Origin of the sequence: Plantibacter flavus, from assembly GCF_002024505.1 — a bacterium.
In the GTDB taxonomy this organism is placed as follows: Bacteria; Actinomycetota; Actinomycetes; order Actinomycetales; family Microbacteriaceae; genus Plantibacter; species Plantibacter flavus_A.
In genome coordinates this window covers 1,081,849-1,106,563 of record NZ_CP019402.1, presented here as the reverse complement: position 1 = coordinate 1,106,563, position 24,715 = coordinate 1,081,849, and the positions used below count along the sequence as shown (strand labels likewise).

Below are 24,715 nucleotides of genomic sequence, written 5' to 3'. Positions count from 1 at the left end.
CTGAATTGATCAGCTAGCTGCACAATTCTGGAGGCACGCGTCATGACCGGCATCGACTCACCCACCACCGCGGACCGCGTCCGGCAGATCGCCGTCGCCGTCAGCGCGGTCCTCGCGATCATCGGCTCCTACATCGGGTCGGGAGCCGCCGGGGGCACGCAGGTCCAGAACGCGGCGAACGGCGCGTTGAGCGCCTCGTCGACGCCGATCGCACCGGACGGACCTGCGTTCTCCATCTGGAGCGTCATCTACCTCGGGCTCGTCGCCTATGCGGTCTGGCAGTTCCTGCCCTCGCAGACGACCCGCGAGCGGCACCGTCGTCTCGGCTACTGGGTCGTGGCGAGCCTGTTGCTGAACGCGGCGTGGATCCTCGTGGTGCAGGCGGGCTTCCTGATCCTCAGCGTGTTCGTGATCGTCGCCCTCCTGGGTGTCCTGGCCCGCATCTTCGTCATCGTGCTCCGCACCAGGCCGGCCGGGATGGTCGACGCCATCATCACGGACGGCACGATGGGCCTCTACCTCGGGTGGGTGTGCGTCGCGACGGCGGCGAACATCACCGCGGCGCTCGTCGGATCCGGGATCGGGAGCGCGGACGGCCCGGCCGCCGGTGTCTGGGCGATTATCGTCCTCGCGGTCGCCGGCGCGGTCGGGATCCTGCTCGCGGTCGTCGGACGTGGGCGCATCGCCCCCATGCTGTCGCTCTGCTGGGGGCTGGCGTGGGTGGCCGTGGGCCGCTTCACCGGTGAACTGCTGTCGACCGAAGCGGGGGTCACGGCGCTGATCGTCGCGGTCGTGGTAGCCGTCGTCACCGTGGTCGTCCGCGTCTCACGGGGACGCGACCGAGCAGCGCTCGTGGTCGACTGACGCTCGGCTCGCTCGACGGCCGCGGCGCTACTCGCCCGTGCGGCCGTCGAGCTGTTCGCGGAGGACGTCGACGTGCCCGAGATGCCGGGCCGTCTCCTCGATCATGTGGAGCTCGATCCACCGCAGTGTGAACCGCTGGTCGTTGCCGAGGCAGACGTCGTCGAGCTGATACCGCGACGCCACCTCGCGGGACTCCGCACAGGCCGCCTCGTAGTCGGCGATGATCTCGGCCAGGCTGTCCTCGGCCGTGACGCGCCATTCGCCGTCGGGATCGTCGTCGGTCCACCGCGCTGGGACGTCCGACTGCCCGTCCATGTCCTCGCGGAACCAGCTGCGCTCGACATCGGCGAGGTGTCGGATGACGCCCGAGACCGTCGTGATGCTCGGCAGCAGCCGCTTGGCCGCGAGCTCGTCGGTGAGTCCGCGCGCCTTCCAGACGATGCTCGCGCGCTGCAGATCGAGGAAACCCTCGATCGTCTCGCGCTCCCCACCGCGCTCAGGCGGCTGCGGGCGGTCGCCCCAGTCGGCCATCAGTCGACGACCTGGACCTCGTTCCCGAAGGCGACGTAGCCGGAGAAGTCCTTGCCGACGCGGTCGAACGCGGTCGGATACGGGGTCGGGTACGACCAGGCCACATCGGGCTTGACCTCGCCGCCGTCGGTGACGCCCCAGTACTGGGCGTCGCCCTTCCACGGGCAGTGGTACTGGGTGTCGGTCTCGACGAAGCGCTCGCGGTTGAGGCTCGACGGCGGGAAGTACCAGTTGCCCTCGATCTTGATGAGCTCCGATTCGGGGGCTTCGGCGAGGACGGTGGTTCCGAGGAGTGCGCGCATGCGCCGAGACTACGCCCGGAACACGGCTCCGTCCAGGACCGGGACGACGCTTGACACGTCGACCTCGCGTGCCGCCTGGACGTGCTGCGTGGCACCCGCCTGCGCGAGCTGCTGGGCGGTGGCGGACGCGGACAGCAGGTGCCCGACGCCGTTGCGCAGGCCCTCGTACGCGGCGGCGGCGGCAGCGGCCTCCGGTGAGGTGAAGTCGATGCCGCGGAGCCCCAGCGCCTCGATCACGGCACCGGCCCCGAAGAGGTCCTCGACGGCGAACCGGGTCTCGGCCGTGTCGTCGAGTTCGCCGACCGCGATGACGACGATGCTCGTGCGCCGACCGAGCTCGGCCTGCTTCGCGATGATCCAGTCCGCGACCGCCGACCGGTTGCGCAGGCACCCGGCGACGACCGTCGCACCCGCGTCGGCGAGCAGGGTCGCGATCTGAGCCGTCTCCCCGCGGTCGTCCAGTTCGGCGACGGCGACGGTCTCCCCACCGCTCACGCGCCGCTCGACGGAGGTCGTCGCGTGGAGCACGTCCACGACGACCGCGACGTCCGCCGCCTCGACCCGGCCAGCTCCTGCCACGCCCCAGTCGAACCTGACCTGGTACTTGGTCTGGGCGAGCGGCGGGTGGACGGGCGGCGGGGTGGCGGCTGCGGTACTCACCCGTTCATCGTATCCAGGCGCACCCACCCGCCCCACGACTGTTGCGTCCGAAGACCTCGGTGGGGGTGGTGGCCAGCGCGGTGCGCTGACGCGAGCGCGGGTCATCGGACGTGAGCGCGGGCCTCCGGAGGGGCGCGCTCACGCGCCAGACCCGCGGTGACGTCAGCGCACCGCGCTGGCGCAAGGGCAGGAGGGGGTCAGCGGGAGGCGGTGGGGAAGCGACGGTCGTCGGGGTGGGGCGGACGCATCTCGGTACGGATGAGCTCGAAGTCGTGACGACTCAGCTCGAGGAACCCCCGACGGAGCTGGACACCCCAGTTCCGGGTGAAGCTCGTGAAGTCGAGGAGCGCGAGCATCGGACGGATGGGCGCCTCGACCGCGTCCGGGTACCAGTCGACACTCCGCCGCCAGGGCCGCCAATCGGCTCCGTCCGGTCGAGGCACGGCCGCCTGGTAGACGGTGTCGTCGGAGACCCGCCCGATCGCGGTGAACGCCTTGAGCGGCGCGCCGTCCGGGGTGCTGACCCTCGGCGAGTAGTACACGAAGCCGTCGGACTCGCGCATCTGGTCGAGACCACCGCGCTGCCCGTGGTTGATCTGCACGAAGCCCTGCCGGACGCCGAGGACGACGTGATCCCGCTGGATCACGCCCAGCCAGTACCGGATCGCCATAGGCACAGTCTTCCCTACCGGCGCACCCCCTGCAGCCGCCGAGCCGCACATGCGACACTGAGGCATGCGCGTGATGCTGAAACTCGTCCTGGACTGTGATGTCGACGTCGCCTGGCGGGCACTCCGCTCCCCGGCGGTCCTGCGGGAGCTCTACAGCCCCGTCATGGGCCTCGAGGCGCTCGACGCCGACGGGTTCCCCACCATCTGGGAGCCGGGAGCGCACCGCGTGCGCGTGAAGGCCGCCGGCGCGATCCCGGTCGGCGACCAGGTCATCGACCTCGAGTTCATCGAGCGCCGTGACGGCACCCGCATCCTCCACGACCAGGGCGACCCGGTCAGCGGGCCGCTCAGCAAGCTCGCCGGGTGGGACCACCAGATGGCGGTGGCCCGCGACAAGCAGGACCCGACGAAGACCCTGTACCGCGACCGACTCGTGATCACCGGCGCGATCGCCCCGCTCTACTGGTACCCGCTGTGGGCGACATGGCAGTGGCGCGGTGCGCGGATCAAGGCGCTCGCGCCGAGCTGGGCCTACGACCCGCCGCTCCCCGGCGACGAGGAGGACGACGAGGTCGGCGCCACGGTCGAGGGCGCCATCTGACGCCTCGCCGTCCGGGAGACCGGCCGGCCGCGCGTCAGCGCTGAGCCGCCTCGCCCCAGTGCGTCGACTCGCCCGCGGGTGCGATCGTCCGCGGGACGCCGGTGGCCGACGATCGCAGCACCTCGGGCAGGAACCGGTCCGGCATGTTCTGGAACGCGACCGGCCGCAGGAAACGGGTGATCGCGGCCGTCCCCACCGAGGTGCTCGAGTCGTTCGTCGTCGCCGGCCACGGTCCGCCGTGCTGCATGGCGGGCGTGACCGCGACGCCGGTGGGCCAACCGCCGAACAGCACCCGTCCGGCGTGCGCCGAGAGCTGCTGGACGAGTTCCACGAGGTCGTCGCTCGTCTCGTCGGCACCGGCGTGCAGGGTGGCCGTCAGATTGCCCTCGCAGAACTCCGGCACGAGCGGTGCGAGCGCTGTTCCGGCCGGGACCTCGACGAGGATCGACAACGGACCGAAGGCCTCGTCGAGCAGGGCGTCCCGACCGGCCCGCAGCGCGTCGAGTGAGACGGCGATGATCGTGGGGGTCGCCCAGCCGTCGCCGTCCTCGTCGACCCGGAGCGACCCCTCGGCGATGATCCGCACACCGTCGGTGCCGAGGATCGTGTCGCGCCTCGCCTGGTACCCGGCCGTGATGCGGTCGTTCAGGAGTCGGTGCTCGGGGACCGCGGCAGCAGCCTCACGGATCGACTCGTCGAGCCCCGCGCCGTCCGGCAGGTAGACGAAGCCGGGCTTCGTGCACAGCTGACCCGCCGAGCCCGCGACACTCGTGACGAATCCCGTCGCGATGGCCGTTGCGGACTCGTCGAGGGCGGTCTGCGTCACGAACACGGGGTTGACGCTGCCGAGCTCGCCGAAGAACGGGATCGGGACGGGGCGTGCCGCCGCGAGGTCGGCGAGGATCCGACCCGCCCGGAGGGAGCCCGTGAAGGAGCCGGCCCGGACGCGCTCGTCCTGCAGCGCGACGACGCCGGCCTCCTGGCCGATGATCGTCTGGAAGACGCCGTCAGGAGCCCCGGACGCCCGGAGCGCGGCCTCGACGACGGCCGCCGTCGCGAGCGAGAGCCGCGGGTGCCCGTCGTGCACCTTGAGGATCACCGGGCATCCGGCCGCGAGGATCGACGCGGTGTCACCACCGGCGACCGAGAAGGCGAAGGGGAAGTTGCTCGCCGCGAAGTTCACGACCGGGCCGAGCGGCACGAGGACGCGGCGGAGTTCCGGGCGCGCGCCGAGCGCGAAATCCGGGTCGGCCTCGTCGATCCGGACGTCGAGGTAAGAGCCGTCGACGATCGTCTCCGCGAACAACCGCAGCTGCACGGCGGTGCGGAGGAGCTCGCCGCGGAGCCGGGCCTCGGCGAGCCCCGTCTCGACCATGCCGACCGGGACGAGCTCGTCCGCGTGGGCCTGCAGGGCGTCGGCGACGGCGACGAGCGCACTCGCACGGGCGTCCGCCGGCGTCGCGGCCCACGCGGGTGCAGCCGCGGCGGCTCCCCGGAGGACCTCCTCGAGCTGCTCGTGGGTGGTCTCCGCGATGGGGGCGTCGGGGGCTGGCGTGGTCGTCATGTGATCCTCCGGGATCGTGGTGTGGTTCAGAACTGGAAGCCGGTCGGGAACGGATCGGCGGGGTCGAGGAGGTAGGAGCCGATACCGGTGACCCAGGCCCGACCGGAGATGGTCGGGATGACGGCCGGCCGGCCGGCCACCGACGTCTCGGCGATCAGCCGGCCGGTGAACCGGCTACCGATGAAGGACTCGTTGACGAAGTCCTGGTCGAGCGGCAGCTCACCGCGGGCCCAGAGCTCGGCCATGCGGGCCGAGGTTCCGGTGCCGCAGGGCGAGCGGTCGAACCACCCCGGGAAGATGGCCATCGCATGCCGGGACAGCACGGCGTCGGATCCCGGCGCGATGAACTCGACGTGGTGGCAGTGGTCGAGGCCGGCGATCTCGGGGTGCACGGGCGGCGCCTGCTCGTTGATCGCCGCCATGATCCGCAGGCCCGTGTCGAGGATGTCCTGCTGACGGTCGCGGTCGAAGGGCAGGCCCACGTCGTCGAGGTCGACCATCGCGTAGAAGTTGCCGCCGAACGCGAGGCTGTACGGCACGGTGCCGAGGCCCGGCACCTCGATCGTGGCGTCGAGGCGGTCGACATAGCTCGGGACGTTCTCGATCGTCACACGGTCGGCGTGCCCGTCGCTGACGTCGACCCGCGCGATCACGAGTCCGGCGGGGGTGTCGAGCCGGATCGTCGTGACCGGCTCGACCACCTCCACCATGCCGGTCTCCACGAGGACCGTCGCGACCCCGATGGTGCCGTGCCCGCACATCGGCAGGCAGCCGGACACCTCGATGTACACGACGCCCCAGTCGCAGTCCGCACGCGTGGACGGCTGCAGGATCGCCCCGCTCATCGCCGCGTGACCGCGGGGCTCGTTCATGAGGAAGAGCCGCAGGTCGTCGAGATGCTCCATGAAGTGGAGGCGCTTCTCGTTCATGGTCGCGCCGGGGATCACGCCGACCCCGCCGGTGACGACGCGGGTCGGCATGCCCTCGGTGTGCGAGTCGACCGCACTGATCATGCGGGAGGACTTCATGGTGTGCCTCTCAGGACTGGTGGTCGTGGTCGGGGTGTCGCGTCGGCCACCAGGCTCAGCGTGCCGCGAGGTAGTCGAGCGCGCGACGAGTATGCGTCGTGACCTGCTCCGTCTGGAGCGCGTTCAGCGGACCGCGCGGCGGACGCGTCGGACCACCGTAGCTCTCGCCGGCGATGTCGATCGACAGCTTGATGGCCTGGACGAACTCCGTCTTCGAGTCCCACCCGAAGACGGGCACGAGCTCGCGGTAGAGGGTGCGGGCCTCGTCGACGCGACCGGAGGTGACGAGTGTGTACAGCTCGACGGCCTCGCGCGGGAAGGCGTTCGGGTAGCCGGCGAACCAGCCGACCGCACCGGCGACGAGGGACTCGAAGAGGAGGTCGTCCGCTCCCGCGATGACGTCGAGGTCGGTCTTGTCCTGGATCTCGAGCACCCGACGGATGTCGGCCGAGAACTCCTTCACGGCGACGACGTGCTCGAGCTTGGCGAGTTCGACGAGCAGGTCGGGCGTGAGGTCGACCTTGGTGTCGATGGGGTTGTTGTAGGCCATGATCGGCAGGCCGACCTCGTCCACGCGGCTGTAGTGCTCGATGACCTCGTCGTCGTTCGCCCGGTAGATGGTGGGCGGCAGGAGCAGGACGCCGTCCGCGCCGTCCTCCTTCGCGTACTCGGCCCACTGCTGGGCCTGGTGCCAGCCGACGCCGTGCACCCCGGCGACGACGAGGCCGCGGTCGCCGACGGTGTCGACCGCGACCTGGATGACCTTGCGACGCTCGGCGTCCGTGAGTGACGAGTACTCACCGAGCGAGCCGTTCGGGCCGACGCCTCGGCAACCGTTCTCGATGAGCCAGTTGCAGTGCTCGGCGAAGCGGTCGTAGTCGACGGCGAGGCCTGCGGGCGCCGAGGCGTCCTCCTTGAACGCGAGGGTGGTCGCGACGATGACGCCGCCGAGGTCGAACTGCTTGGCCATGGGTGGTTCCTTTCCGAGGGAATGGTGCGGAGACCGGTCGGTCATCCTGGGTGTTCGGCCGTCGGGGTCGACGGCGGTTCGTGGGGAGGGTGTCCCGGTGCCTGCGCGGCGAGTTCGCCGATGCGCAGCGGGGAGGCGATGGGCCGGCGGTCGCTCGAGACGCCGTCGATGAGGCCGCTGCCGCCGGATTCGGCTGCGACGCGGTGGAGGAGCTCCTCGACGGTGCGACCGCACATGCGCCCCTGGCAGATCCCGAGCCCGGCGCGCGTGCTGAGTTTGAGGGAGCGCAGGCCGGTCGCGCAGGTGGCGGTCGCCGTCGTGCGCAACGAGCGGTAGTCGACCTCCTCGCAGCGGCAGATGGTGGTGTCGTCGTCGAGCCAGTCGCTCCAGCCGGCGCGGATGCCGTGGGCGCGTTCGAGCCGGTCGGCGAAGGCGAGGAACGTGTCGCGTCGGCTCACGGCGGCACGGATGCCGGAGGCGCCGTGGAGTCCGCCGGCGGCAGCGTGTCCCGCGATCGCGCCCTCGGCGAGCGCGGCGTCGACACCACCGATACCGGTGATCTCCCCCGCCGCGAAGACGGCCGGGACGCTCGTGCGCTGCTCGTCGTCGACCTGGACGAACCGGGCTTCGGTGAGCGCGCAGCCGACCGCGACGGGCAGCTCGAGCCGTGGGGTGAACCCGTGGCTGACGCAGACGGCGTCCGCTTCGACCGTGCGCTCGGTCCCGGGGATCGGCGACCAGTCGGCGTCGACGGCGGCGATGGTCACGCGCTCGACCCGGTCCGTGCCGTGCGCAGCGACCACCGCGTGGCCGACGCGGTACGGGATCCGGTGACGGAGGTGGCCGCCGACGTAGCCGAGCAGCTCACCGGCCTTCCCGGTCACGCCGAGCAGCTGCCAGGGCTTGGGGAGCCAGCCCCTGGCGAGTCCGCCGACGGTCGTGGCCTCGTAGACGCCGAGGACGCGTGATCCGGTCGCGGTCAAGGACGCGGCCACCGGCAACAGGAACGGTCCGGCACCGGCCACGACCACCCGCTGACCGACGGTGACCCGCTCGCCCTTCGCGAGGGCCTGGGCGGCACCGGCCGAGAACACGCCGGGGAGGTCCCAGCCGGGGAAGGGCAGCGTGCGGTCATGGGCGCCGGTCGCGAGGACGAGCGCGTCCGGCCGGAGGGTGAGCGCCGTGCGGTCGGTGCCGTCCGGCGGTCCGACCAGGACGTGCAGACGCAGGCCGGTCGCCCTGGAGACGTCGTCGGAGCCGTGGTCGGCGGCGGCGCGGTCGACGTCGATCGCCCACACCTGCGCCTCGGTGATCACCGTGCAGCCGTCGTCGGCGTCGAGCGCCGCGCGCATGGCGACGAAGCGCTCGAACCCGTGATGCAGCGAGGCCTCGGCCGCAGACGGCCGGCTGGCCGGCAGGTGCCGCCAGTACTGACCGCCGAGCTCGTCCGAGGCGTCGAGCAGGGTGACGGACGCACCGAGGGCCCGGGCGGCGAGCGCGGCCTGGAGGCCGGCGGGACCTGCACCGACGACGACGACCTCCCGCTGCCGGGCGCTCATGTCCGGTCCCCGAACGGGTCGTTCTCCGTCGTGGGTTCCGGGAGGGCGTCCTGCTGCGTCTCGATGCGGTCGCCGTCCGCGGCGCGACGCTGGCAGGCACGGACGTCCCGCTGGCCGTTCACCGTGACGATGCAGTCGAAGCAGACCCCGATGCCGCAGAAGACGCCGCGCGGCTTCCCGGCCCTGCTGGTGCGGCGCCAGGCGAGGACGCCGGAACCCAACAGGACACCGGCGATCGTCTGGCCGCGGAGTCCGTCGACGGGCGTCCCGTCGAGGTCGATGCGCAGCGCGTCCTCCGTGCCGGGCAGGATCCGATCGCTCGTCGCGGGCAGTCGTCTCGAGACCATCAGGCCACCTCCGCCGGCCGGTCGACGCGCAGGTGCGGGGCGAGCCCCGGGCGGTCGAGTTGGAACGGGGCGTCGTCGAGGTCGGCCGATCCGCCGAGCAGGCGGGCGCCGATGAGCTCGGCCGTCGCGAGGGCCAGCCCGATGCCGGCGCCCTCGTGGCCCGTCGCGTGCCACAGGCCGTCCAGGCGGTGGTCGGGGCCGATGACCGGGAGATGGTCGGGCATGTACGGCCGGAAGCCACCGTAGCTGCGCATGACCGAGGCGTCGCGGAGGAACGGGAAGAGGCGCAGCGACTTCGCCGCGACCTCGCGGAGCACGTCGACGTCGAGGCGCGCGTCGAACCCGATCTGCTGCCGACTCGATCCGATGAGGACGGTGCCCGCAGCCGTCGACTCGACGACGCTCGAGGTCTGGAGCGAGGCGTCGCTCGACTGCGTGGCCCCGAAGTAGTCGCCGTCGTAGACCTTGTGGTGCACGCGGTGCGGCATGCGGGTGGTGACGAGCACCATGCCGCGACGGGGACGGACCGGGACGGGTGCCCCGAGCACCTCGCCGAGCTCGGCCGACCACGGTCCGGCGCAGACGAGGACCGCATCGCCCGAGGCGTCGCCCACGGAGGTCCGGACACCCGTGAGGCGACCGGTCGCGCTCCGGACGCCGCCCGTCACGGTGACGCCGGTGCGCACGATCGCGCCCGCCCGCCGGGCCGAGGCGAGCAGGGCCTCCGTGGCGATGACGGGCTGGACCTGTGCGTCCTCGGGATAGTGGACGGCCGCCGTGGAGGAGCGGGTGATCGACGGCTCCGCCGCGAGCAGCTCGTCCTCGGTGAGGGGCCGGGCGTCGACACCGGCCGCGCGCTGGGCGGCGGCGAAGTCGAGCAGCGGCTGCGCGCCGGCCTCGGTGGTGGCGACCACGATGCCGCCCTTGCGCTCGAACTCGATGCTCGGGAAGGCCGGTCCGAGTTCGGCACTGAGTTCGGCGGTGACGACGGGCCAGAGGCGTGAAGCGTACCGGGCGAGGTCGAGTTCGGGGCCGGGCCCCTTGTCGGAGACGAGCAGGTTCCCCTCCCCCGAGCCGCTCGTACCGCCGGCGGCCGCCGAACGGTCCAATACGACGACCTCGGCGCCGCGGCGGGCGAGGATCCGCGCGCAGGCCGCACCGACGATGCCGGCGCCGACGATGACGATGCGGGTCATGGGCGGTCCTTTCGGTCGGTGCAAGGAAGGGCTTTCAGTAATGTGTCACACATTCACTCGACAGGCAAGCGTGCGCGATCGCGGATCCTGGTCGAGGTCCGCGCACGCACGCCAGGGGCTACTCGGCGTCGGATTCCGGCTTGCCGGCCCACCAGCCGGTGGTGTGCCCGATGTGTCGGTGCATGAGCTCGCGAGCGGCGGCCCCGTCACCCCGCTCGAGGGCGTCGAGGAGCTCGTGGTGCTCCACGGCCGAGCGGTCGAGCTGCTGCGAATCGAGCATGGCGGCCAACCCCACGAGGCGGGTACGTCCGCGGAGGTCCGCGACGAGCTCGACGAGCAGCGGGTTGCCGAGTTTCGCGGTGAGCGCGAGGTGGAACGCCTGGTCGGCTTCGAGGTACCGGGTCAGGTCGCCGTCGCGGGCACCGGCCACGATGTCGTCAGCCTGCTGCCGGAGCTCGGGCAGCGACCCGTGGTCGAAGACCTCCGCCAGGTCCGCCATCGCGGGCGGCTCGAGGAGCTGGCGGATCTGCGCCGTGTTGCGGAGCGAGGCCTCGCTGACGACCGTGACACGGAACCCCTTGTTCCGGACCGCCTCCACGAAGTCGCGCTTCTCGAGATCGAGCATCGCTTCACGGACGGGCGTCGCCGAGACGTTGAACTGCACCGCCAGCGTCGGTACCGAGATCATCGTCCCCGGCGCGAGCTCGCCCGAGATGATCGCCGCGGACACCGCCCGCTCCACCTGCGCCCGCAGGCTCAGCCGTTCCTCGGCCGGTCGGATCGCCGACATGCTCATCGCGACTCCCATCCTTCGTCTCCCACCACGGTCCGCTCAGGTTACTGGGCGCGCATCCACGCTTCGATGCCCGACGCGTCGATGGGCAGCGCATCCGACAACACCTCGGCGCCGTCGGCCGTCACGAGGAGGTCGTCCTCGAGCCGGACGCCGATGCCGCGCAGTTCCGGTGGAACCGTCTCGTCGAAGGCGTGGAAGTACAGCCCCGGCTCGACCGTGAGGACCATGCCGGGGGCCATCGAGCCACCCTGGTAGGCCTCGTAGGAGGACTTCGCGCAGTCGTGCACGTCGAGACCGAGGTGGTGACCGATGCCGCACACGAGGTACCGCCGGTGCTGTTGCCCGACCGGGCTCAGAGCCTCGTCGACGGACACCGGCAGGAGGTCCCAGTCGTGGAGTCCCTGCGCGATGACCTCCATGGCCGCGTGGTGGAAGTCGGTGAAGTCGCGGCCCGGGCGGACGGCGGCCATCCCGGCGCGGTGGGACGCCTCGACGAGGTCGTGGACGCGACGCTGCTCCGGACTGAAGGTGCCCGAGACGGGGAAGGTGCGGGTGACGTCCGCCGTGTAGAACGCACGCGTCTCCACGCCCATGTCGAGCAGGATCGCGTCCTCGGGGCGGACCGGGCCGTCGCAGCGCACCCAGTGGAGCGTGGGTGCGTGCGCACCGCTGCCGACGATGGTCGAGTAGCCGGGGCCGTTCCCCGTGGTGCGGGCGTGCCGGTCGAAGGTCCCCTGGAGCCAACGCTCACCGCCGCCGGCGAGGGCCGTCGGCAGCTCCCGGATCACGGCGGAGAACCCGCCGACGGTCGCGTCGACCGCCCGCCGCAGCTCCGCGATCTCCCAGTCGTCCTTGATCATGCGCAGTTCCGAGAGCACGCGGCCGAGTTCCGGCGCGACCGTCAGCGGCTCGAGCGCACGATGCCGCGAGGTCAGGGTCCCCGCGAGGAGTGGTCGTTCGACGCCTCGGAGCGCGTCGGGCAGCGCGGCGAGCACCTCGACCCGGAGGTCGAGGACCGCGGACCAGTCGGCCGGCCCCGGCGCCGAACCGACCCAGAGTTCGCCGTGGTTGGCGTCGGCGAAGAACCCGGTCTCGCCCGGGTGCGCCGGTGCCGGGATGTACAACGTCGCGTCGTGACCGGTGCCACTCGGACGCAGCACGATGACCGCGTCCTCGGCGGAGCAGCCGGTGAGCCAGAAGAAGTCGCTGTCGGGGCGGAAGTCGTAGTTCGAGTCGTTGGCCCGGACGGGCGCGCGACCGGCGGCGACGACGAGCGTCCGCCCGACGAATGCCTCGCTCAACCGACGACGGTGCTCGGCTGCGGCTGCGGCGATCCCGGGCTCGACCGGCGGCGTGCGGTCGGGGGTGCCCCAGCCGGTGCTGAGGAACTCGCTGAACGCCGGCACCTCGGCCAGACGGGGCAGCTTCGGGTCCGGGTTCGCCGGGCGCGGCATGGACGTGGCGGGTGCCTCCGTGGTCGCCGGCGCGAGGCCCGCCGTCTGCTCGGGTGCCTGCTGCTGTGTGTCGGTCATGCCTGCTCCTCATCCGCGCGACGGCCGCCGCGCTCGTCCACCATCGAGAACAGGCGGCGCACCACGGCGGCGTCCTGGATCCCGTCGTGCTCGTACTCGTTCGTGACCCAGGCGGTCGCCCCGCCGACCGCGTCGACCGTCTCCAACTGCAGCTGCGCGTCCACGTACATGTCGTCGTAGTACACGGCCGCGGCGAGCGGCACCGTGCTCGCCTCCAGGACAGCGGGGTCGTACAGCGGGTCCCAGTCGGCCTTGGCCGCTAGTCGCTCCACCGCGCCCTGGAAGGGTCGGAGCGAGCGGATCTCCTCGAACATCCAGGGGTAGACCATCTCGCCCGTGAACAGCAGCGGCCTGGCCGTCTCGGCGAACGCCGGCCGTGCATCGCGCTCGGCCTGCGCCGCCCACGCGGTCGCCCCCGAGCCGGTGGCACCGTAGATGCTCTCCTGCAGGGCGATGAAGAGGGGGTTGTCGACGTAGGACGTCCTCCCCCAGACCTGCGCCAGGAAGGTGTCGCTCAAGCGGTCGCCGCTGTCGAACGCCTCGTCGAGCAGCCAGTGGAGACGCTCGTAACCGGGCTTCATCCCGAAGTCGATCCCGAGGTTCTGGAAGCGCCGCACGGTGAGGCGGTCGCCGTCCGGCAGGAGCACCTCATCGGCGGCGAGTCGGTCGGCGATCCGCGCGACGGTGTCGACGTCCTGGGGGTACCGCTCGGCGAAGGCCCGGTTCTTGCGCTCCGCGCGCGGATAGGTGCGGCGGTAGACCTCAGCCGCCGACGGGTGGATGCCTGCCAGACCGCCCGTGACGTAACAGGCGGCCAGTCCCTCCGGGGCTCGCGAGAGGTAGGTGAGGGTGAGGAACCCGCCGTAGCTCTGACCGAGCGTCGACCAGCGACGGCCACCGAAGACGGTGCGGCGCAGGTACTCGGCGTCGTCGACGATCGAGTCGGCCCGGAAGCGTTCCAGGTACTCGGCCTGTGCGGCAGCGTCACCGACGGCCGCGATGGACCGGCCGTCGATCCTGGTGCTCCGGCCGGTGCCGCGCTGGTCGAGCAGCACGAGCCGGAAGGTGCGGAGGGCCTCGGCGACCCAGCCGTCCCTGGACACCGGACGCGGGCCTTTGCCGCCCGGTCCGCCCTGGAGGAACACGAGGACCGGGAGCTGCTCGTCGCGACGCAGAGGGTCGACGAGTTCGCGGGCGAACAGGCTGATCGTGCGGCCGTCGTCGGGGCGCCGCCAGTCGAGCGGGACGTCGACCGTGTGGTCGGTCACGTGGATCCCCGGCAGCAGGGAGGTGGTGGTGCGGTGGGTCATGCCTCTGTCCTTCCGGCGGTCGATCCGTGCGTCCGCTCCTGTCCGAGCATGGTGGCACGCGCGGCCTCCCAGCTCGGGTCGATGGAGGGCACGGCGGCGAGCAGGGTCTTCGTGTAGTCGTCCTGCGGGTGGTCGAAGATCGCCTCGCGGTCACCCTGCTCGACCACCTTGCCCCGGTGCATGACGGCGACGTCGTGGGCGATCTGCCGCACGACGGCGAGGTCGTGCGCGATGAACAGGTAGCTCAGGCCGCGCTCGGCCTGCAGGTCCCGCAACAGGTCGATGATGCGTGCCTGCACCGACACGTCGAGCGCCGACACCGCCTCGTCGCAGATGACGAGCTTCGGGGAGACGGCGAGCGCCCGGGCGATCCCGATGCGCTGGGCCTGGCCGCCCGAGAACTGCCGCGGATAGCGCTGGAGGTGGTCGGGGTTCAGGCCGACGCGGTCGAGCAGGTCGCGCACGAGGGCGCGCTTGCCCTGCTTCGGGGTGATGCCCTGGTAGTCGAGCGGTGCCGACACGATGCGCTCGACGGTGTGCCGGGGGTTCAGGGAGGAGAACGGGTCCTGGAAGACGACCTGCACCTTCGTCCGGAACGCGGCGAGCGCCGGGCCACGCGCGGTGGTGACGTCCTCGCCGTCGAAGGTGATCGTGCCGGCGGTCGGTTCGATGAGCTTCGCGATCATCCGCGCGGTCGTCGACTTGCCGCTGCCCGACTCCCCGACGATGCCGAGCGTCTCGCCGGCGCGGACGGCGAACCCGACGTCGTCGACGGCGCGGAACCGGGTGGTGCGTGCGCGGAACGCCCCGTCACCCCTGGTCGTGAAGTCCTTCGTGAGCCCGGTGGCCTGCAGGAGCACTGGTGCGTCGTTCATGCCCGTCCCTCTCCGGTCGTGGCGGGTGCCGTCGGCCGCTCGGTGAACGGGTCGTCGATCCGCGGCAGGGCGTCGAGCAGTGCGCGGGTGTACGGCGCCTGCGGCCGGGAGAAGATCTGCTCGGCGGTGCCCATCTCGACGGGGTCGCCGCCACGCATGACGAGCACGTCGTCGGCGACCTGACTGACCACGGCGAGGTCGTGGGTGATGAAGATCATGCCGGTGCCGGTCTCCCGTTGCAGTTCGGAGAGGAGGTCGAGGATCTGCGCCTGGACGGTGACGTCGAGTGCTGTCGTCGGTTCGTCCGCGATGAGCAGGTCGGGTTCCAGGCAGAGCGCCATGGCGATCATGATGCGCTGCCGCATGCCGCCCGAGAACTGGTGCGGGTAGTGGTCGACGCGCCGGGAGGCGTCCGCGATGCGGACCCGTTCGAGGGCTTCGATCGTGACGGCCCTGGCGGCCTTCCGGGAACCGCCGCGATGGGCGCGGTACGCCTCCTCGATCTGCAGCCCGACGGTGTAGTACGGGTTGAGCGAGGAGAGCGGGTCCTGGAAGACCATCGCGATCCGGTCGCCGCGCACGCGACGCATCTCGCGGTCGCTGCGACCGACGAGCTCGTGTCCGCTCAGTCGGACGCTGCCGGTCGTGCGCCCGCCGTTCGGGAGCAGCCCCATGATCGCGAGCGAGGTCATGGACTTGCCGGAGCCGGACTCGCCCACGATGCCGAGGGTCTGGCCGTGCTGGACCGTGAACGACGCCTTCCGCACCACGTCGACGTCACCGGAGGTGGTCGGGAAGGTGACCGTGAGGTCGTCGACCTCGAGCAGCGCCGCCCCGGGGACGGGCAGGGAGATGGTCCTGGTGACGGTGGGGCTCATGCGCTCTTCACTCTCACTCTCGGGTCGAGGAACGTGTACGCGACGTCGACCACGACGTTGCCGATGACCACGAAGAACGCGGCCAGGAGGGTGACGCCCATGATGACCGGCTGGTCGTTCTTCGCGATCGAGTCGGCGGCGAGCTTGCCGACGCCGTTCAGTCCGAACACCGTCTCGGTGATGAGGGCGCCACCGAGGAGGCCCGCGAAGTCCATGCCGAAGAGCGTGACGACGGGGGTGAGCGCCGGGCGCAGCGCGTGGCGGCGCAGGATGAGCGGCGCGGGCAGGCCCTTCGCCCGGGCGGTCCGCATGAAGTTCTCACCGAGGGTGTCGATGACGTTCGACCGGACGAGCCTCGCGTACATCGACGCGTAGCCGAGGGCGAGCACGATCCACGGCATGAGGTAGTTCTGGAACCAGCGCACCGGGTCCTCGGCGAACGGTACGGCCTGCGGGAACGGCAGGATCTGCAGTTGCACCACGAGGACGTACTGCAGGAGGAGCGCGAGGAAGTAGTTCGGCAGGCTGATGCCGGCGAGCGCGACCATCATCGCCCCACGGTCCCAGCCGGTCCCCTGCTTGACGGCGCTGAGCAGGCCACCGCTGACGCCGACGAGCAGCCAGAGGACCGCCGCACCGATCGCGACCGTCGCGGTCACGGGGAAGCGCGCGGTGATCATGTCCATGACGGACTCGTTCGTCTGGAAGCTGAAGCCGAGGCACGGCGCCGCGCAGGAGACCGCCGAGGCACCCTCCCCGTAGCTCCGGCCCATGACGATCCCCCGGATGAATTCGAGGTACTGCTGCCAGAACGGCTGGTCGAGCCCGAGCTGCGCCCGGATCTGGTCGATGCGGTCGGGGGTGCAGGTCTTGCCGCAGATCTGCACCGCCGGGTCGGGCGACAGCAGGAAGAAGATGGCGTAGGTGAAGAGGCTGATGAGCAGCAGGATGCCGATCGCCGACGCGATGCGGCGCAGGAGGTAGAGGGTCATGAGGCGGCGTCTCCCGAGTCGAGGGCCTTGCGCAGGCGGTCGCCGAGCACGGTGAAGGACAGCACCGTGAGGAACAGGAAGGTGCCGGGGATCAGGAAGTACATCGGGTCGACCGCGTACCAGCCGACCGCGGTCGCGATCATCTGGCCCCAGCTGGGCGTGGGCGGGGTGACGCCGACGCCGAGGAAGGAGAGGCCAGCCTCCGTGCCGATGTAACCGGGAACGGCGAGGGTGGCCAGGACGATGATGGTGCCGCGGAGGTTCGGCAGGATCTCGCGGAAGACGATGCGGATGCCCCCGGCGCCCGACGCACGCGCCGATTCGACGAACTCGCTCGTCCGCAGCGACATCGCCTGACCGCGCACCACCCGGGCGGTGTACGGCCAGCCGAAGAGGCTCAGCACCACGACGAGCAGGACCGGTCGGTTGCCGGCGGGCAGGGCCGACAGGAGCGCGATCATGAAGATGAGCGACGGGAACGCCATGAGGAAGTCCATGACGCGGGAGACGACCTGGTCGACCCACCCGCCGTAGAAGCCGGCGAGCATGCCGAGCACCACGCCGAGCACGGTGGTGACGATGGTCGCCGAGACGGCGATCGACAGCGACACCTGCGCACCGAAGGCGATGCGCGCGAAGATGTCGCGTCCGTTCCCGGGTTCGACCCCGAACCAGTGCTCGGCGGAGATCCCGCCGAGGTTGCCGATCGGCACGCCGCCGAGGTCGGAGTCCACCGCCGACTTGTCGAAGGTGTACGGACCCCAGCCGCTGATCGCGGTGATCAGTGGGGCGAGGATCGCGAGCAGCACGACGAGCACGATGAACGCGACGCTGAGCAGCACCGGTGGGCTGGAACGGAGGGTGGCGATCACCCGCCGCGCGGGGGTGGGCGCACCGACCGGCGCACCCACCTCCTCGGCGACGGTGGTCAGCTCACTGGGAACGGACGACGACATCTGCGGCTACCGGCTTTCCGACTACTCGCCGGCCGAGGACAGGCCGACGGACACGTAGTCGATGCCACCGGAGTACCCGGCGTGCGAGTACGCACCCGCGACGTTGGCTCCGACGACCATGACCGTCTTCTCGAACAGCAGCGGCACCGTCGGTACGAGCTTCTGGATCTGCTCGTCGAGCGCGCCCCAGGCGGCGTTGGCCTCGTCGGTGTCGGTCATCGCGCGGATCTCGGCGATGCGCTCGTTGACGGCGGGGTCGTTCAGCTGCGCGATGTTCGAGTTGCCCTTCGGGAAGATCTGCGAACCGTCGAAGAGCGGCGGCAGGAAGGTCGAGCCTGAGGCCCAGTCCGGGCACCAGCCGGTGATGGCGGCGTCGTTCTGCTGCGACGTCGTGCCGATGACCTCGTAGTAGGTCGAGGTGTCGATGAGGTTGAAGTTCACCGTGATGCCGGCCTTCGCGAGCGCCTGCTGCACCGCCTCGGCCTGCGCCTGCATCTTGGGCTGGCTGCGGATGTCGAGTGTGAAGGAGAAGCCGTCGGGCAGGCCCGCCTCGGCGAGGAGTTCCTTGGCCTTCTCCGGGTCGCCGGCGTTGTCCTTGCTCGGGTAGAGGTCGAACTCGGTGTGACCGGCGACGGTGGGCGGCAGCATGGTGGTCGCGATGTCCGCGAGCTGCGACCCGCCCGAGGCGTCCTTCACCGACTCGCGGTCGATGGCGTAGGCGATGGCCTGGCGGACCAGCGGGTTGTCCATGTTCGGCTTGGTCGTGTTCAGACCCATGTACGTGGTGCAGCCCTGGAGACCGGCGATGGTGCGTGCCTTGAGGGCCGGCGTCTGGATCCGGGAGATGGAGGCCGCCTGGACGGACCCGGCGATCGCGTTCGCGTCGTCACCCTGGCCGGCGATCATGCGCTCGTCGATGGTCGAGGCGTCGAGACCGAAGGTGAAGTCGAAGCCGTCCGGGTAGGCCTTGCGGACGTCGTCCGTCTTCGGGTCCCACGAGTCGTTGCGGACGAGCTTCAGCTGCGAACCGCGCTCGTAGCTGTCGACCTTGTAGGGGCCGGAGGCGATCGGCATCTTGTCGAGGCTCGCCGTCGTCACCCGCTCGGTGTCGGCGGGGAAGGGTGTGAAGCTGTTCTGCCCGACGACGCTCGCGAAGTCGGCGAACGGCTCCTTGAGCGTGAAGACGATGGTCTGGTCGTCCGGCGTCTGGATGGACGGCAGGTCACCCGTGATGTACGGGCCCTCATACGAGTCCGTGCCGGCGATCGTGAGGCGGGCGTAGGGCGATCCGACGGCGATGGCCGGGTCGAAGGAGCGCTCGACGCCGAACTTCACGTCCTTGCTCGTGATCGGCGTGCCGTCCTCGAACTTCAGGTCGTCCTTGAGCGTGAACGTCCACTGGAGGCCGTCGTCGCTCACCGTGCCGAGGTCGGTCGCGAGGTCGGGGACCATCTCGGTGCCCTTGGCGCCCTCGCCCGTGGACTGCGTCGTCAGCGTGCGGTAGATCAGACGGTAGAAGTTGTTCACGCCGCCGTCGAAGCCCTGGACCGGGTCGAGGTGCGAGAAGTCCGCGTTCAAGAGGACGTCGACCGTGCCGCCCTTCACCGGGGTGCTGGACGGTCCGTCACCTCCCGAGCCCGAACCCGCGGAGGTACACCCCGCGAGGAGGAGGACGGCCGCCGCCGCGAGGGCGGGGATGGAGAATCGTTGCTTCATGACGCTCTGCTTTCGTGTCGATCGGGCGGGTCGCCCGCGGGTGGAGAGGGTGGAGCGGGGTCGGGGACGGGAGGAGGTCAGCGGGCGCGGAACCAGACGCGCATGGCGCCCGGTTCGCGGTTGCCCCAGAGGGCGTAGGGGATGAGGGTCGCGGTGGTCTGCGTCGCCGCGGCTGTCGTCGCGACATCGACGAGCGGTGCCGCGGCGGGCTCGGCCTCGGGCGCACCGGAGAGGACCGGGTAGAGCACGGCCGGAGCGGGAGCGTCGACGGCCGCCGGGACGAGGAGTGCGACGGCGTCGATCCCCTCCCGGGCCAGGATCCGACGGTGCTCGACGACCGCGAGATCCGCGTCGGCTCCGGAGAACCGCAGGAGGTCGAGGTCCGCCGTCGTGTCCTGCTGCTCGGCGCAGGAGACGATCGGTCCGCGGGCGAAGGCGATCGAGCCGCGGAGGGCGTCGACGGAGGGGTGCGCGCCGTGCGCCCGGACGGGCATCGGGAGGTCGAGTTCCAGGGTGTCGCCCGCACGCCACCAGCGCCGGACCCGGATCCATCCGTCGACGGGTTCGAGCGGCGCGGCCGATCCACCCACGCGGATGGAACCTCCGACGACCCACGCGGGGATGCGGATCGCGAGCTCGACCTCGTCGTCGGCGGCGGTGTCCACCGTCACGGTGACCGCTCCGTCCCACGGGTACGCGGTGTCGACGGTGACGGAGAGCCGCTCGGTCGTGATCGACGCCGCGGTGAGGTGCGCGACTTCGACACCGGCGGGAGTCGACGTCGCGAGGTGGTCCTGCAGCTCCGCGATCCAGCGCACGATGTTCGGCGGGCAGCACGGGCACCCGAACCAGCTCCGCCTGAGGAGTTCGCCGTCCGCTTCCGCCCCCGACCGCTGCAGGTGGTCGGGGCGACGCTGCAGCGGGTTGTCGTAGAAGAAGGCCGTGCCGTCCGCGGAGAGGCCGGCGGCGTAGGCGTTGTAGAGGACGGTCTCGACGGTGTCGAGGACGGCCGCCGACCCGTTCGCGAGGTACAGGCGCCAGCCCCACTGCATCACGGCGATCGCGGCGCACGTCTCGCTGTAGGAGCGTTCGGACGGCAGCTCGTAGCGGTCGCCGATCGCCTCGTCGGAGTGTCGGCTCCCGAGGCCGCCCGTGAGGTAGAGCTTCGTCTCCACCATGTCGTCCCAGAGCCGCTGCAGCGACGCGAGCAGTTCCTGGTCGCCGTGTTCGAGGGCGACGTCGGTCGCTCCGGCGGCCAGGTACGCCATGCGGACGGCGTGTCCGGTCACGGAGTCGAGGTCGCGCAGTGGGGCCGAGTCCTGGAAGTACTCGGCGGGGAAGACCCGGAGCTCGACCGTGCCGTGGCCGCGGCGGTCGACGAACGCGGTCGCGAGCTCGAGGTAGGACCGCACGCCGGTCTCACGGAACAGCTCGACCAGGGCCATCTCGACCTCGGGGTGCCCGCACACCTGCGGGTCGCCGTCCGGTCCGAACCGTTCGACGGCGAGGTCGGCGAAGGCCCGGGCGACGTTCAGCAGACGGTCGTCGCCGAGACGACGCTTCGCGGCGATCGCCGCCTGGATGAGGTGCCCGAGGTTGTACAACTCGTGGCCCCAGGCGAGGTCCTCCCAGGGTTCCTTCTCGATCTCCGGAGCCTGGAAGTAGGAGTTGAGGTACCCGTCCTCCCGCTGCGCGGCTTCGATGACGCCGACGGCCTCCTCGTAGAAGTCGCGGACATCGCCGGGTGCCGCGCCGACGGCCTCGTCCTCGGCGAGCAGGTAGGCGAGGCCTTCCAGGGTCTTGAAGACGTCCGTGTCGAGGAACGGGTAGCGCCCGCGGAAGCGTGAAGTGCCGTCGCCGGGGTCGGCGATCCGGGCGAGGTTGTCGAGGTTGCCCGCGAGGCGGAGCTGCTCGATCGAGTGCGGGACGGTGGCACCCCGGTTCCGACGCTGCCACGCACCGAGTTCGCCGTCGCCCAGCGTGACCTGTCCGGCGCCCAGCGGGATGCGGACTCCGGCGATCGGTGCGACGGCGGCGTAGTGGCCTCCCGCGCGCACCGCGGTGCTCGCTGCTCGGGCGTCTTCGTCGAAGCTCATGGGCGACAGGCCTTTCTGTACCGTGTGACACAGTACACGGATCCGGGTTTGTGGTGGGTGACACATTACTCACCCGCTCCAGCGGACTGTCAAGCGCCGACGACCGATTCCAGGAGATGGAAACACAGCCGTAACGCGCCACTCCCAGCAGACTCCTCGCCTGATGCGCTACGCTTGAGGAACTTGCGTGCGATCGCGCCATCCGGTGCGGTACTCGCTTGCGTCGTAGAACGCTCCCTCTCTCCCCTGCACGGCACCCAGCGGTGCATGCCAGGGTCGATGACACTTCATACGGCGAACGGATGCGCGACCTGCGCCTTCGCCACCTCCCACCAGCGACGACGCCGACGGAAGCACGCCGTACCATCCACGTGAGTCATCACGTGCGTGGTCATCCCGGCAGTGCCCGCTACCGCACACGAGTGCGCCGGCAGCCGTCATCGAAGCTCGTGGCCGTGCCTGAAAGAGACACACACCCATGACCGAAGCAACCATCACCTTCGACGCCCTCGGCGTCCCGGCACCACTCGTCGCCTCCCTCGCGAAGGACGGCAAGACGAGTGCGTTCCCCATCCAGATCGACACGCTCCCCGACACCCTCGGCGGACGCGACGTCCTCGGCCGCGGCAAGACCGGCTCCGGCAAGACCCTCGCCTTCAGCATCCCGATGGTCGCCCGTCTCGGCGGCGCCCTCGCCGGCGGCAAGCGCCGTCCGGGTCGCCCGCTCGGACTCGTCCTCGCCCCGACCCGCGAGCTCGCCACCCAGATCGCCGCGGTCATGCAGCCGCTGGCCGACGCCTACTCGCTGAAGACCACCACGATCTTCGGCGGCGTCTCGCAGAAGCGTCAGGAAGAGGCGCTCCGCGCCGGCGTCGACATCGTCATCGCCTGCCCCGGCCGTCTCGAGGACCTCATGAAGCAGGGCTTCGTGAACCTCGACGCCGTCGAGATCACGGTCCTCGACGAGGCCGACCACATGGCCGACCTCGGCTTCCTGCCGGTCGTCACGCGCATCCTCGACAAGACGCCTCGCGGCGGGCAGCGTCTGCTGTTCTCCGCGACGCTCGACAACGGCGTGGACAAGCTCGTCCGCAAGTTCCTGCAGAACGAGGTGCTCCACTCCGTCGACGAGGCGAACTCGCCCGTCGCCGCGATGACCCACCACGTCTTCACGACCCCCTCGGTCGAGTCGAAGAAGGACCTCATCCAGGCCCTCGCCTCGGGTAGCGGCCGTCGCATCCTCTTCATGCGCACGAAGCACCACGCCAAGAAGCTCGCGAAGCAGCTCACCGACTCCGGCATCCCCGCGGTCGACCTGCACGGCAACCTCTCGCAGGTGGCCCGCGACCGCAACCTCGCGGCCTTCAGCGCCGGCACCGCCAAGGTCCTCGTCGCCACCGACGTCGCCGCACGCGGTGTGCACGTCGACGATGTCGAGCTCGTCATCCACGTCGACCCGCCGACCGAGCACAAGGCGTACCTGCACCGCTCGGGCCGAACGGCTCGCGCGGGCAGCGCCGGTGACGTCGTGACCCTCGCGATCCCCGGCCAGATGGACGACCTCAAGAAGCTCCTCCGCAAGGCCGAGATCACCGTCACCCCGCAGGCGGTCACCGCGACCTCCCCGGCGGTCCTCGAGCTCATCGGCGACGTCGCCCCCTACGTGAAGCCGGCGCCGCGCGCGGCCGTGCAGCAGCAGGGTGGCGGCGGTCGCTCACAGGGCGCCAACGCGCAGCGCAAGCGCGCAGCCCGCGACGGCAACGGCCTCGGCAACGGTCACCGCGACCGCGACGGCGCCCGTGCCGGCGCGAGCCGCGACAGCGCTCCCCGCGAGGGAGGCCAGGGCGGCGGCGGTCGTCGTGGCGGTCGTCCCGCCGGCGGCAACGGTGGTCAGGGCGGACAGCGCTCCGGCGCCGGTCGCTCGGGCGGTGCCCGTGCGGGTGCCGCCACCGGTGGCAGCCGCACGCACTACAGCACCGGCTACGCCGCGAACTCAGGCGCTCCCGCCGAGTCCTCGCGTCCCCGGACCAACCGTCGCGCGTCCAGCGGCAACTAGCAGCGAACCGCTCGAACGAAGCGCCGTCCACCGCAGGGTGGGCGGCGCTTCGCGGTTCGCGGACCCGCTCGATTTCGCGAGACGGGGGCGCTCGGGATACGGTTCCACCATGAACGTCAACGCAGTCGTCCGCCCCGTCCGCGACGTCGATGCCGAGTCGCTGGGACGCGTCCACGCCACCACCTGGCACGAGACCTACGACCACCTCATCAGCGCTGCGACGCTCGCGAAGCTGTCGCCGCGTCGCATGGCCGAGCTCTGGACCCACTGGGCCGCACAGGGCCCCGAGTACACGCACTTCGCCGCCCTCGTCGACGGCGAGATCGTCGGGTTCTCCGGTTCGGGTCCGGCCCGCGATGAGGACGCACCCCGCGAGCGCGAGCTGTACTTCATCTACCTGCTGGACGCGTGGCACGGCACTGGGATCGGTCAGCAGCTGTTCGACGCCGCGATCCCCGACGGTCAGCCGTCGTTCCTGTGGGTCGCCGCGGACAACCCGCGTGCGCACCGCTTCTACCAGCGCAACGGGTTCGTGCTCGACGGTGGAGCCAAGACCGAGCCGTTCCTCGGCGAGATGATCGACGAGGTCCGCTACACCCGCTGACGCACCCCGGTCCCCGACCCCTGAGCCTGTCGAAGGGCTAGCGGAGCCGGCCGACGGAGGCGAGGGCCGCGCGGAGGAGCGTGCCGCGGCCGCCCTCCATCTCGGCGGCGATCGCGTCGGAGGACGCCGCCTCGGGCGTCATCCACGTGAGTTCGAGCGCGTCCTGGCGGGGTTCGCAGGTACCGGTCACCGGGACGACGTACGCCAACGCGACGGCGTGCTGCCGGTCGTCGGAGTACGGCGACAATCCGGGCAACGGGAAGTACTCGGCCACCTGGAACGGCACGGGCGAGGCGGGGAGCAACGGGAACGCCATCGGACCGAGGTCCTTCTCCAGGTGACGGAAGAGTGCGTCGCGGATCGTCTCGCCGTACATGACGCGACCGGAGACGAGCGTGCGGGTCATCTCGCCGAGCGCCGTGGCCCGGAGCAGGACGCCCACCTCGGTGACGACGCCGAAGCCGTCGACGCGGACCGGCACGGCCTCCACGTACAGCAGCGGGAGCCGGCGGCGGATCTCCTCGAGTTCGACGTCCGACAGCCAGCCCGGATTGGAATTGCCGGGGAGATCGGGTTCCGGGTTGGGATCAGGGGTGCGAACGCTCATAGCT

At 71.0% G+C, this 24,715-nt stretch carries 24 protein-coding genes; 4 read left to right on the top strand and 20 right to left on the bottom strand.

Annotation, left to right across the window (positions count from 1 at the left end):
- The first annotated feature begins 42 nt into the window (after nt 1-42).
- Nucleotides 43-864, top strand: coding sequence for a TspO/MBR family protein (locus BWO91_RS05165; RefSeq protein WP_079001663.1), 822 nt, complete (start codon nt 43-45; stop codon nt 862-864).
- 27 nt (nt 865-891) lie between these two features.
- On the opposite strand, the gene BWO91_RS05160 is transcribed toward BWO91_RS05165, so the two are convergent.
- The 4 genes from BWO91_RS05160 to BWO91_RS05145 all read right to left on the bottom strand — a co-directional run bounded on the left by BWO91_RS05160 (nt 892) and on the right by BWO91_RS05145 (nt 3,028).
- On the bottom strand, nt 892-1,395 hold the full coding sequence (locus tag BWO91_RS05160; RefSeq protein WP_079001661.1) for a DinB family protein: 504 nt from the start codon (nt 1,393-1,395) through the stop codon (nt 892-894).
- Complete coding sequence (locus BWO91_RS05155) at nt 1,395-1,697, bottom strand: DUF427 domain-containing protein (protein WP_064296381.1); 303 nt, start codon at nt 1,695-1,697, stop codon at nt 1,395-1,397. Before BWO91_RS05155 ends, BWO91_RS05160 begins: the two co-directional genes overlap by 1 nt.
- Before the next feature lie 9 nt (nt 1,698-1,706).
- Nucleotides 1,707-2,357 (bottom strand): 2-phosphosulfolactate phosphatase, encoded by a 651-nt coding sequence (locus tag BWO91_RS05150; protein WP_240555694.1) that lies wholly within the window; start codon nt 2,355-2,357, stop codon nt 1,707-1,709.
- A 197-nt stretch (nt 2,358-2,554) separates the two neighbouring features.
- A complete protein-coding gene (locus tag BWO91_RS05145; protein ID WP_071259589.1) occupies nt 2,555-3,028 on the bottom strand; it encodes an EVE domain-containing protein in 474 nt (157 codons plus the stop codon).
- A gap of 73 nt (nt 3,029-3,101) precedes the next feature.
- Between BWO91_RS05145 and BWO91_RS05140 the strand changes: the two genes are divergently transcribed.
- The gene (locus tag BWO91_RS05140) at nt 3,102-3,629 is read left to right on the top strand and encodes a hypothetical protein (RefSeq protein ID WP_240555693.1); all 528 of its coding nucleotides are present in this window, start codon (nt 3,102-3,104) and stop codon (nt 3,627-3,629) included.
- A gap of 34 nt (nt 3,630-3,663) precedes the next feature.
- On the opposite strand, the gene BWO91_RS05135 is transcribed toward BWO91_RS05140, so the two are convergent.
- The 15 genes from BWO91_RS05135 to BWO91_RS05065 form a co-directional block, all read right to left on the bottom strand.
- Nucleotides 3,664-5,193, bottom strand: a complete 1,530-nt coding sequence (locus tag BWO91_RS05135; protein ID WP_079001656.1) for an aldehyde dehydrogenase (NADP(+)) — start codon at nt 5,191-5,193, stop codon at nt 3,664-3,666.
- Nucleotides 5,194-5,219: 26 nt separating this feature from the next.
- The gene (locus BWO91_RS05130; RefSeq protein ID WP_064294274.1) at nt 5,220-6,221 is read right to left on the bottom strand and encodes a proline racemase family protein; all 1,002 of its coding nucleotides are present in this window, start codon (nt 6,219-6,221) and stop codon (nt 5,220-5,222) included.
- A 55-nt stretch (nt 6,222-6,276) separates the two neighbouring features.
- Nucleotides 6,277-7,191, bottom strand: a complete 915-nt coding sequence (locus tag BWO91_RS05125) for a dihydrodipicolinate synthase family protein (protein ID WP_079001654.1) — start codon at nt 7,189-7,191, stop codon at nt 6,277-6,279.
- A gap of 41 nt (nt 7,192-7,232) precedes the next feature.
- Complete coding sequence (locus BWO91_RS05120) at nt 7,233-8,750, bottom strand: FAD-dependent oxidoreductase (RefSeq protein WP_079001652.1); 1,518 nt, start codon at nt 8,748-8,750, stop codon at nt 7,233-7,235.
- Nucleotides 8,747-9,097 carry a (2Fe-2S)-binding protein gene (locus tag BWO91_RS05115; RefSeq protein ID WP_079001650.1) on the bottom strand — a complete coding sequence of 117 codons (351 nt, stop codon included), beginning with the start codon at nt 9,095-9,097 and terminating at the stop codon, nt 8,747-8,749. Before BWO91_RS05115 ends, BWO91_RS05120 begins: the two co-directional genes overlap by 4 nt.
- On the bottom strand, nt 9,097-10,293 hold the full coding sequence (locus BWO91_RS05110; RefSeq protein WP_079001649.1) for an NAD(P)/FAD-dependent oxidoreductase: 1,197 nt from the start codon (nt 10,291-10,293) through the stop codon (nt 9,097-9,099). Before BWO91_RS05110 ends, BWO91_RS05115 begins: the two co-directional genes overlap by 1 nt.
- 118 nt (nt 10,294-10,411) lie before the next feature.
- Nucleotides 10,412-11,089 carry a GntR family transcriptional regulator gene (locus tag BWO91_RS05105; RefSeq protein WP_071259600.1) on the bottom strand — a complete coding sequence of 226 codons (678 nt, stop codon included), beginning with the start codon at nt 11,087-11,089 and terminating at the stop codon, nt 10,412-10,414.
- Between the two features lie 41 nt (nt 11,090-11,130).
- On the bottom strand, nt 11,131-12,621 hold the full coding sequence (locus BWO91_RS05100; protein ID WP_346425820.1) for an aminopeptidase P family protein: 1,491 nt from the start codon (nt 12,619-12,621) through the stop codon (nt 11,131-11,133).
- The gene (locus BWO91_RS05095; protein ID WP_079001647.1) at nt 12,618-13,931 is read right to left on the bottom strand and encodes an alpha/beta fold hydrolase; all 1,314 of its coding nucleotides are present in this window, start codon (nt 13,929-13,931) and stop codon (nt 12,618-12,620) included. The genes BWO91_RS05100 and BWO91_RS05095 overlap by 4 nt, the downstream gene beginning before the upstream one ends.
- A complete protein-coding gene (locus BWO91_RS05090) occupies nt 13,928-14,806 on the bottom strand; it encodes an ABC transporter ATP-binding protein (RefSeq protein ID WP_079001645.1) in 879 nt (292 codons plus the stop codon). Before BWO91_RS05090 ends, BWO91_RS05095 begins: the two co-directional genes overlap by 4 nt.
- The gene (locus BWO91_RS05085) at nt 14,803-15,684 is read right to left on the bottom strand and encodes an ABC transporter ATP-binding protein (RefSeq protein WP_079001643.1); all 882 of its coding nucleotides are present in this window, start codon (nt 15,682-15,684) and stop codon (nt 14,803-14,805) included. The genes BWO91_RS05090 and BWO91_RS05085 overlap by 4 nt, the downstream gene beginning before the upstream one ends.
- On the bottom strand, nt 15,681-16,676 hold the full coding sequence (locus tag BWO91_RS05080) for an ABC transporter permease (protein ID WP_064294283.1): 996 nt from the start codon (nt 16,674-16,676) through the stop codon (nt 15,681-15,683). The genes BWO91_RS05085 and BWO91_RS05080 overlap by 4 nt, the downstream gene beginning before the upstream one ends.
- Nucleotides 16,673-17,608: an ABC transporter permease gene (locus tag BWO91_RS05075; protein ID WP_064294392.1), complete on the bottom strand. Its 936-nt coding sequence runs from the start codon at nt 17,606-17,608 to the stop codon at nt 16,673-16,675. The genes BWO91_RS05080 and BWO91_RS05075 overlap by 4 nt, the downstream gene beginning before the upstream one ends.
- 45 nt (nt 17,609-17,653) lie before the next feature.
- Nucleotides 17,654-19,348: an ABC transporter substrate-binding protein gene (locus BWO91_RS05070; protein WP_079001640.1), complete on the bottom strand. Its 1,695-nt coding sequence runs from the start codon at nt 19,346-19,348 to the stop codon at nt 17,654-17,656.
- Nucleotides 19,349-19,425: 77 nt separating this feature from the next.
- Nucleotides 19,426-21,444 carry a glycoside hydrolase family 127 protein gene (locus BWO91_RS05065; protein WP_153303390.1) on the bottom strand — a complete coding sequence of 673 codons (2,019 nt, stop codon included), beginning with the start codon at nt 21,442-21,444 and terminating at the stop codon, nt 19,426-19,428.
- Between the two features lie 478 nt (nt 21,445-21,922).
- Between BWO91_RS05065 and BWO91_RS05060 the strand changes: the two genes are divergently transcribed.
- Together BWO91_RS05060 and BWO91_RS05055 are read left to right on the top strand one after the other, a co-directional pair.
- Nucleotides 21,923-23,500, top strand: coding sequence for a DEAD/DEAH box helicase (locus BWO91_RS05060; protein ID WP_071259610.1), 1,578 nt, complete (start codon nt 21,923-21,925; stop codon nt 23,498-23,500).
- A 109-nt stretch (nt 23,501-23,609) separates the two neighbouring features.
- Nucleotides 23,610-24,104, top strand: coding sequence for a GNAT family N-acetyltransferase (locus tag BWO91_RS05055; RefSeq protein WP_064294393.1), 495 nt, complete (start codon nt 23,610-23,612; stop codon nt 24,102-24,104).
- Nucleotides 24,105-24,141: 37 nt separating this feature from the next.
- Here the strand turns inward: BWO91_RS05055 and BWO91_RS05050 are convergent, their stop codons facing one another.
- Nucleotides 24,142-24,711 carry an NUDIX hydrolase family protein gene (locus tag BWO91_RS05050; protein ID WP_064294286.1) on the bottom strand — a complete coding sequence of 190 codons (570 nt, stop codon included), beginning with the start codon at nt 24,709-24,711 and terminating at the stop codon, nt 24,142-24,144.
- Nucleotides 24,712-24,715 lie beyond the last annotated feature (4 nt).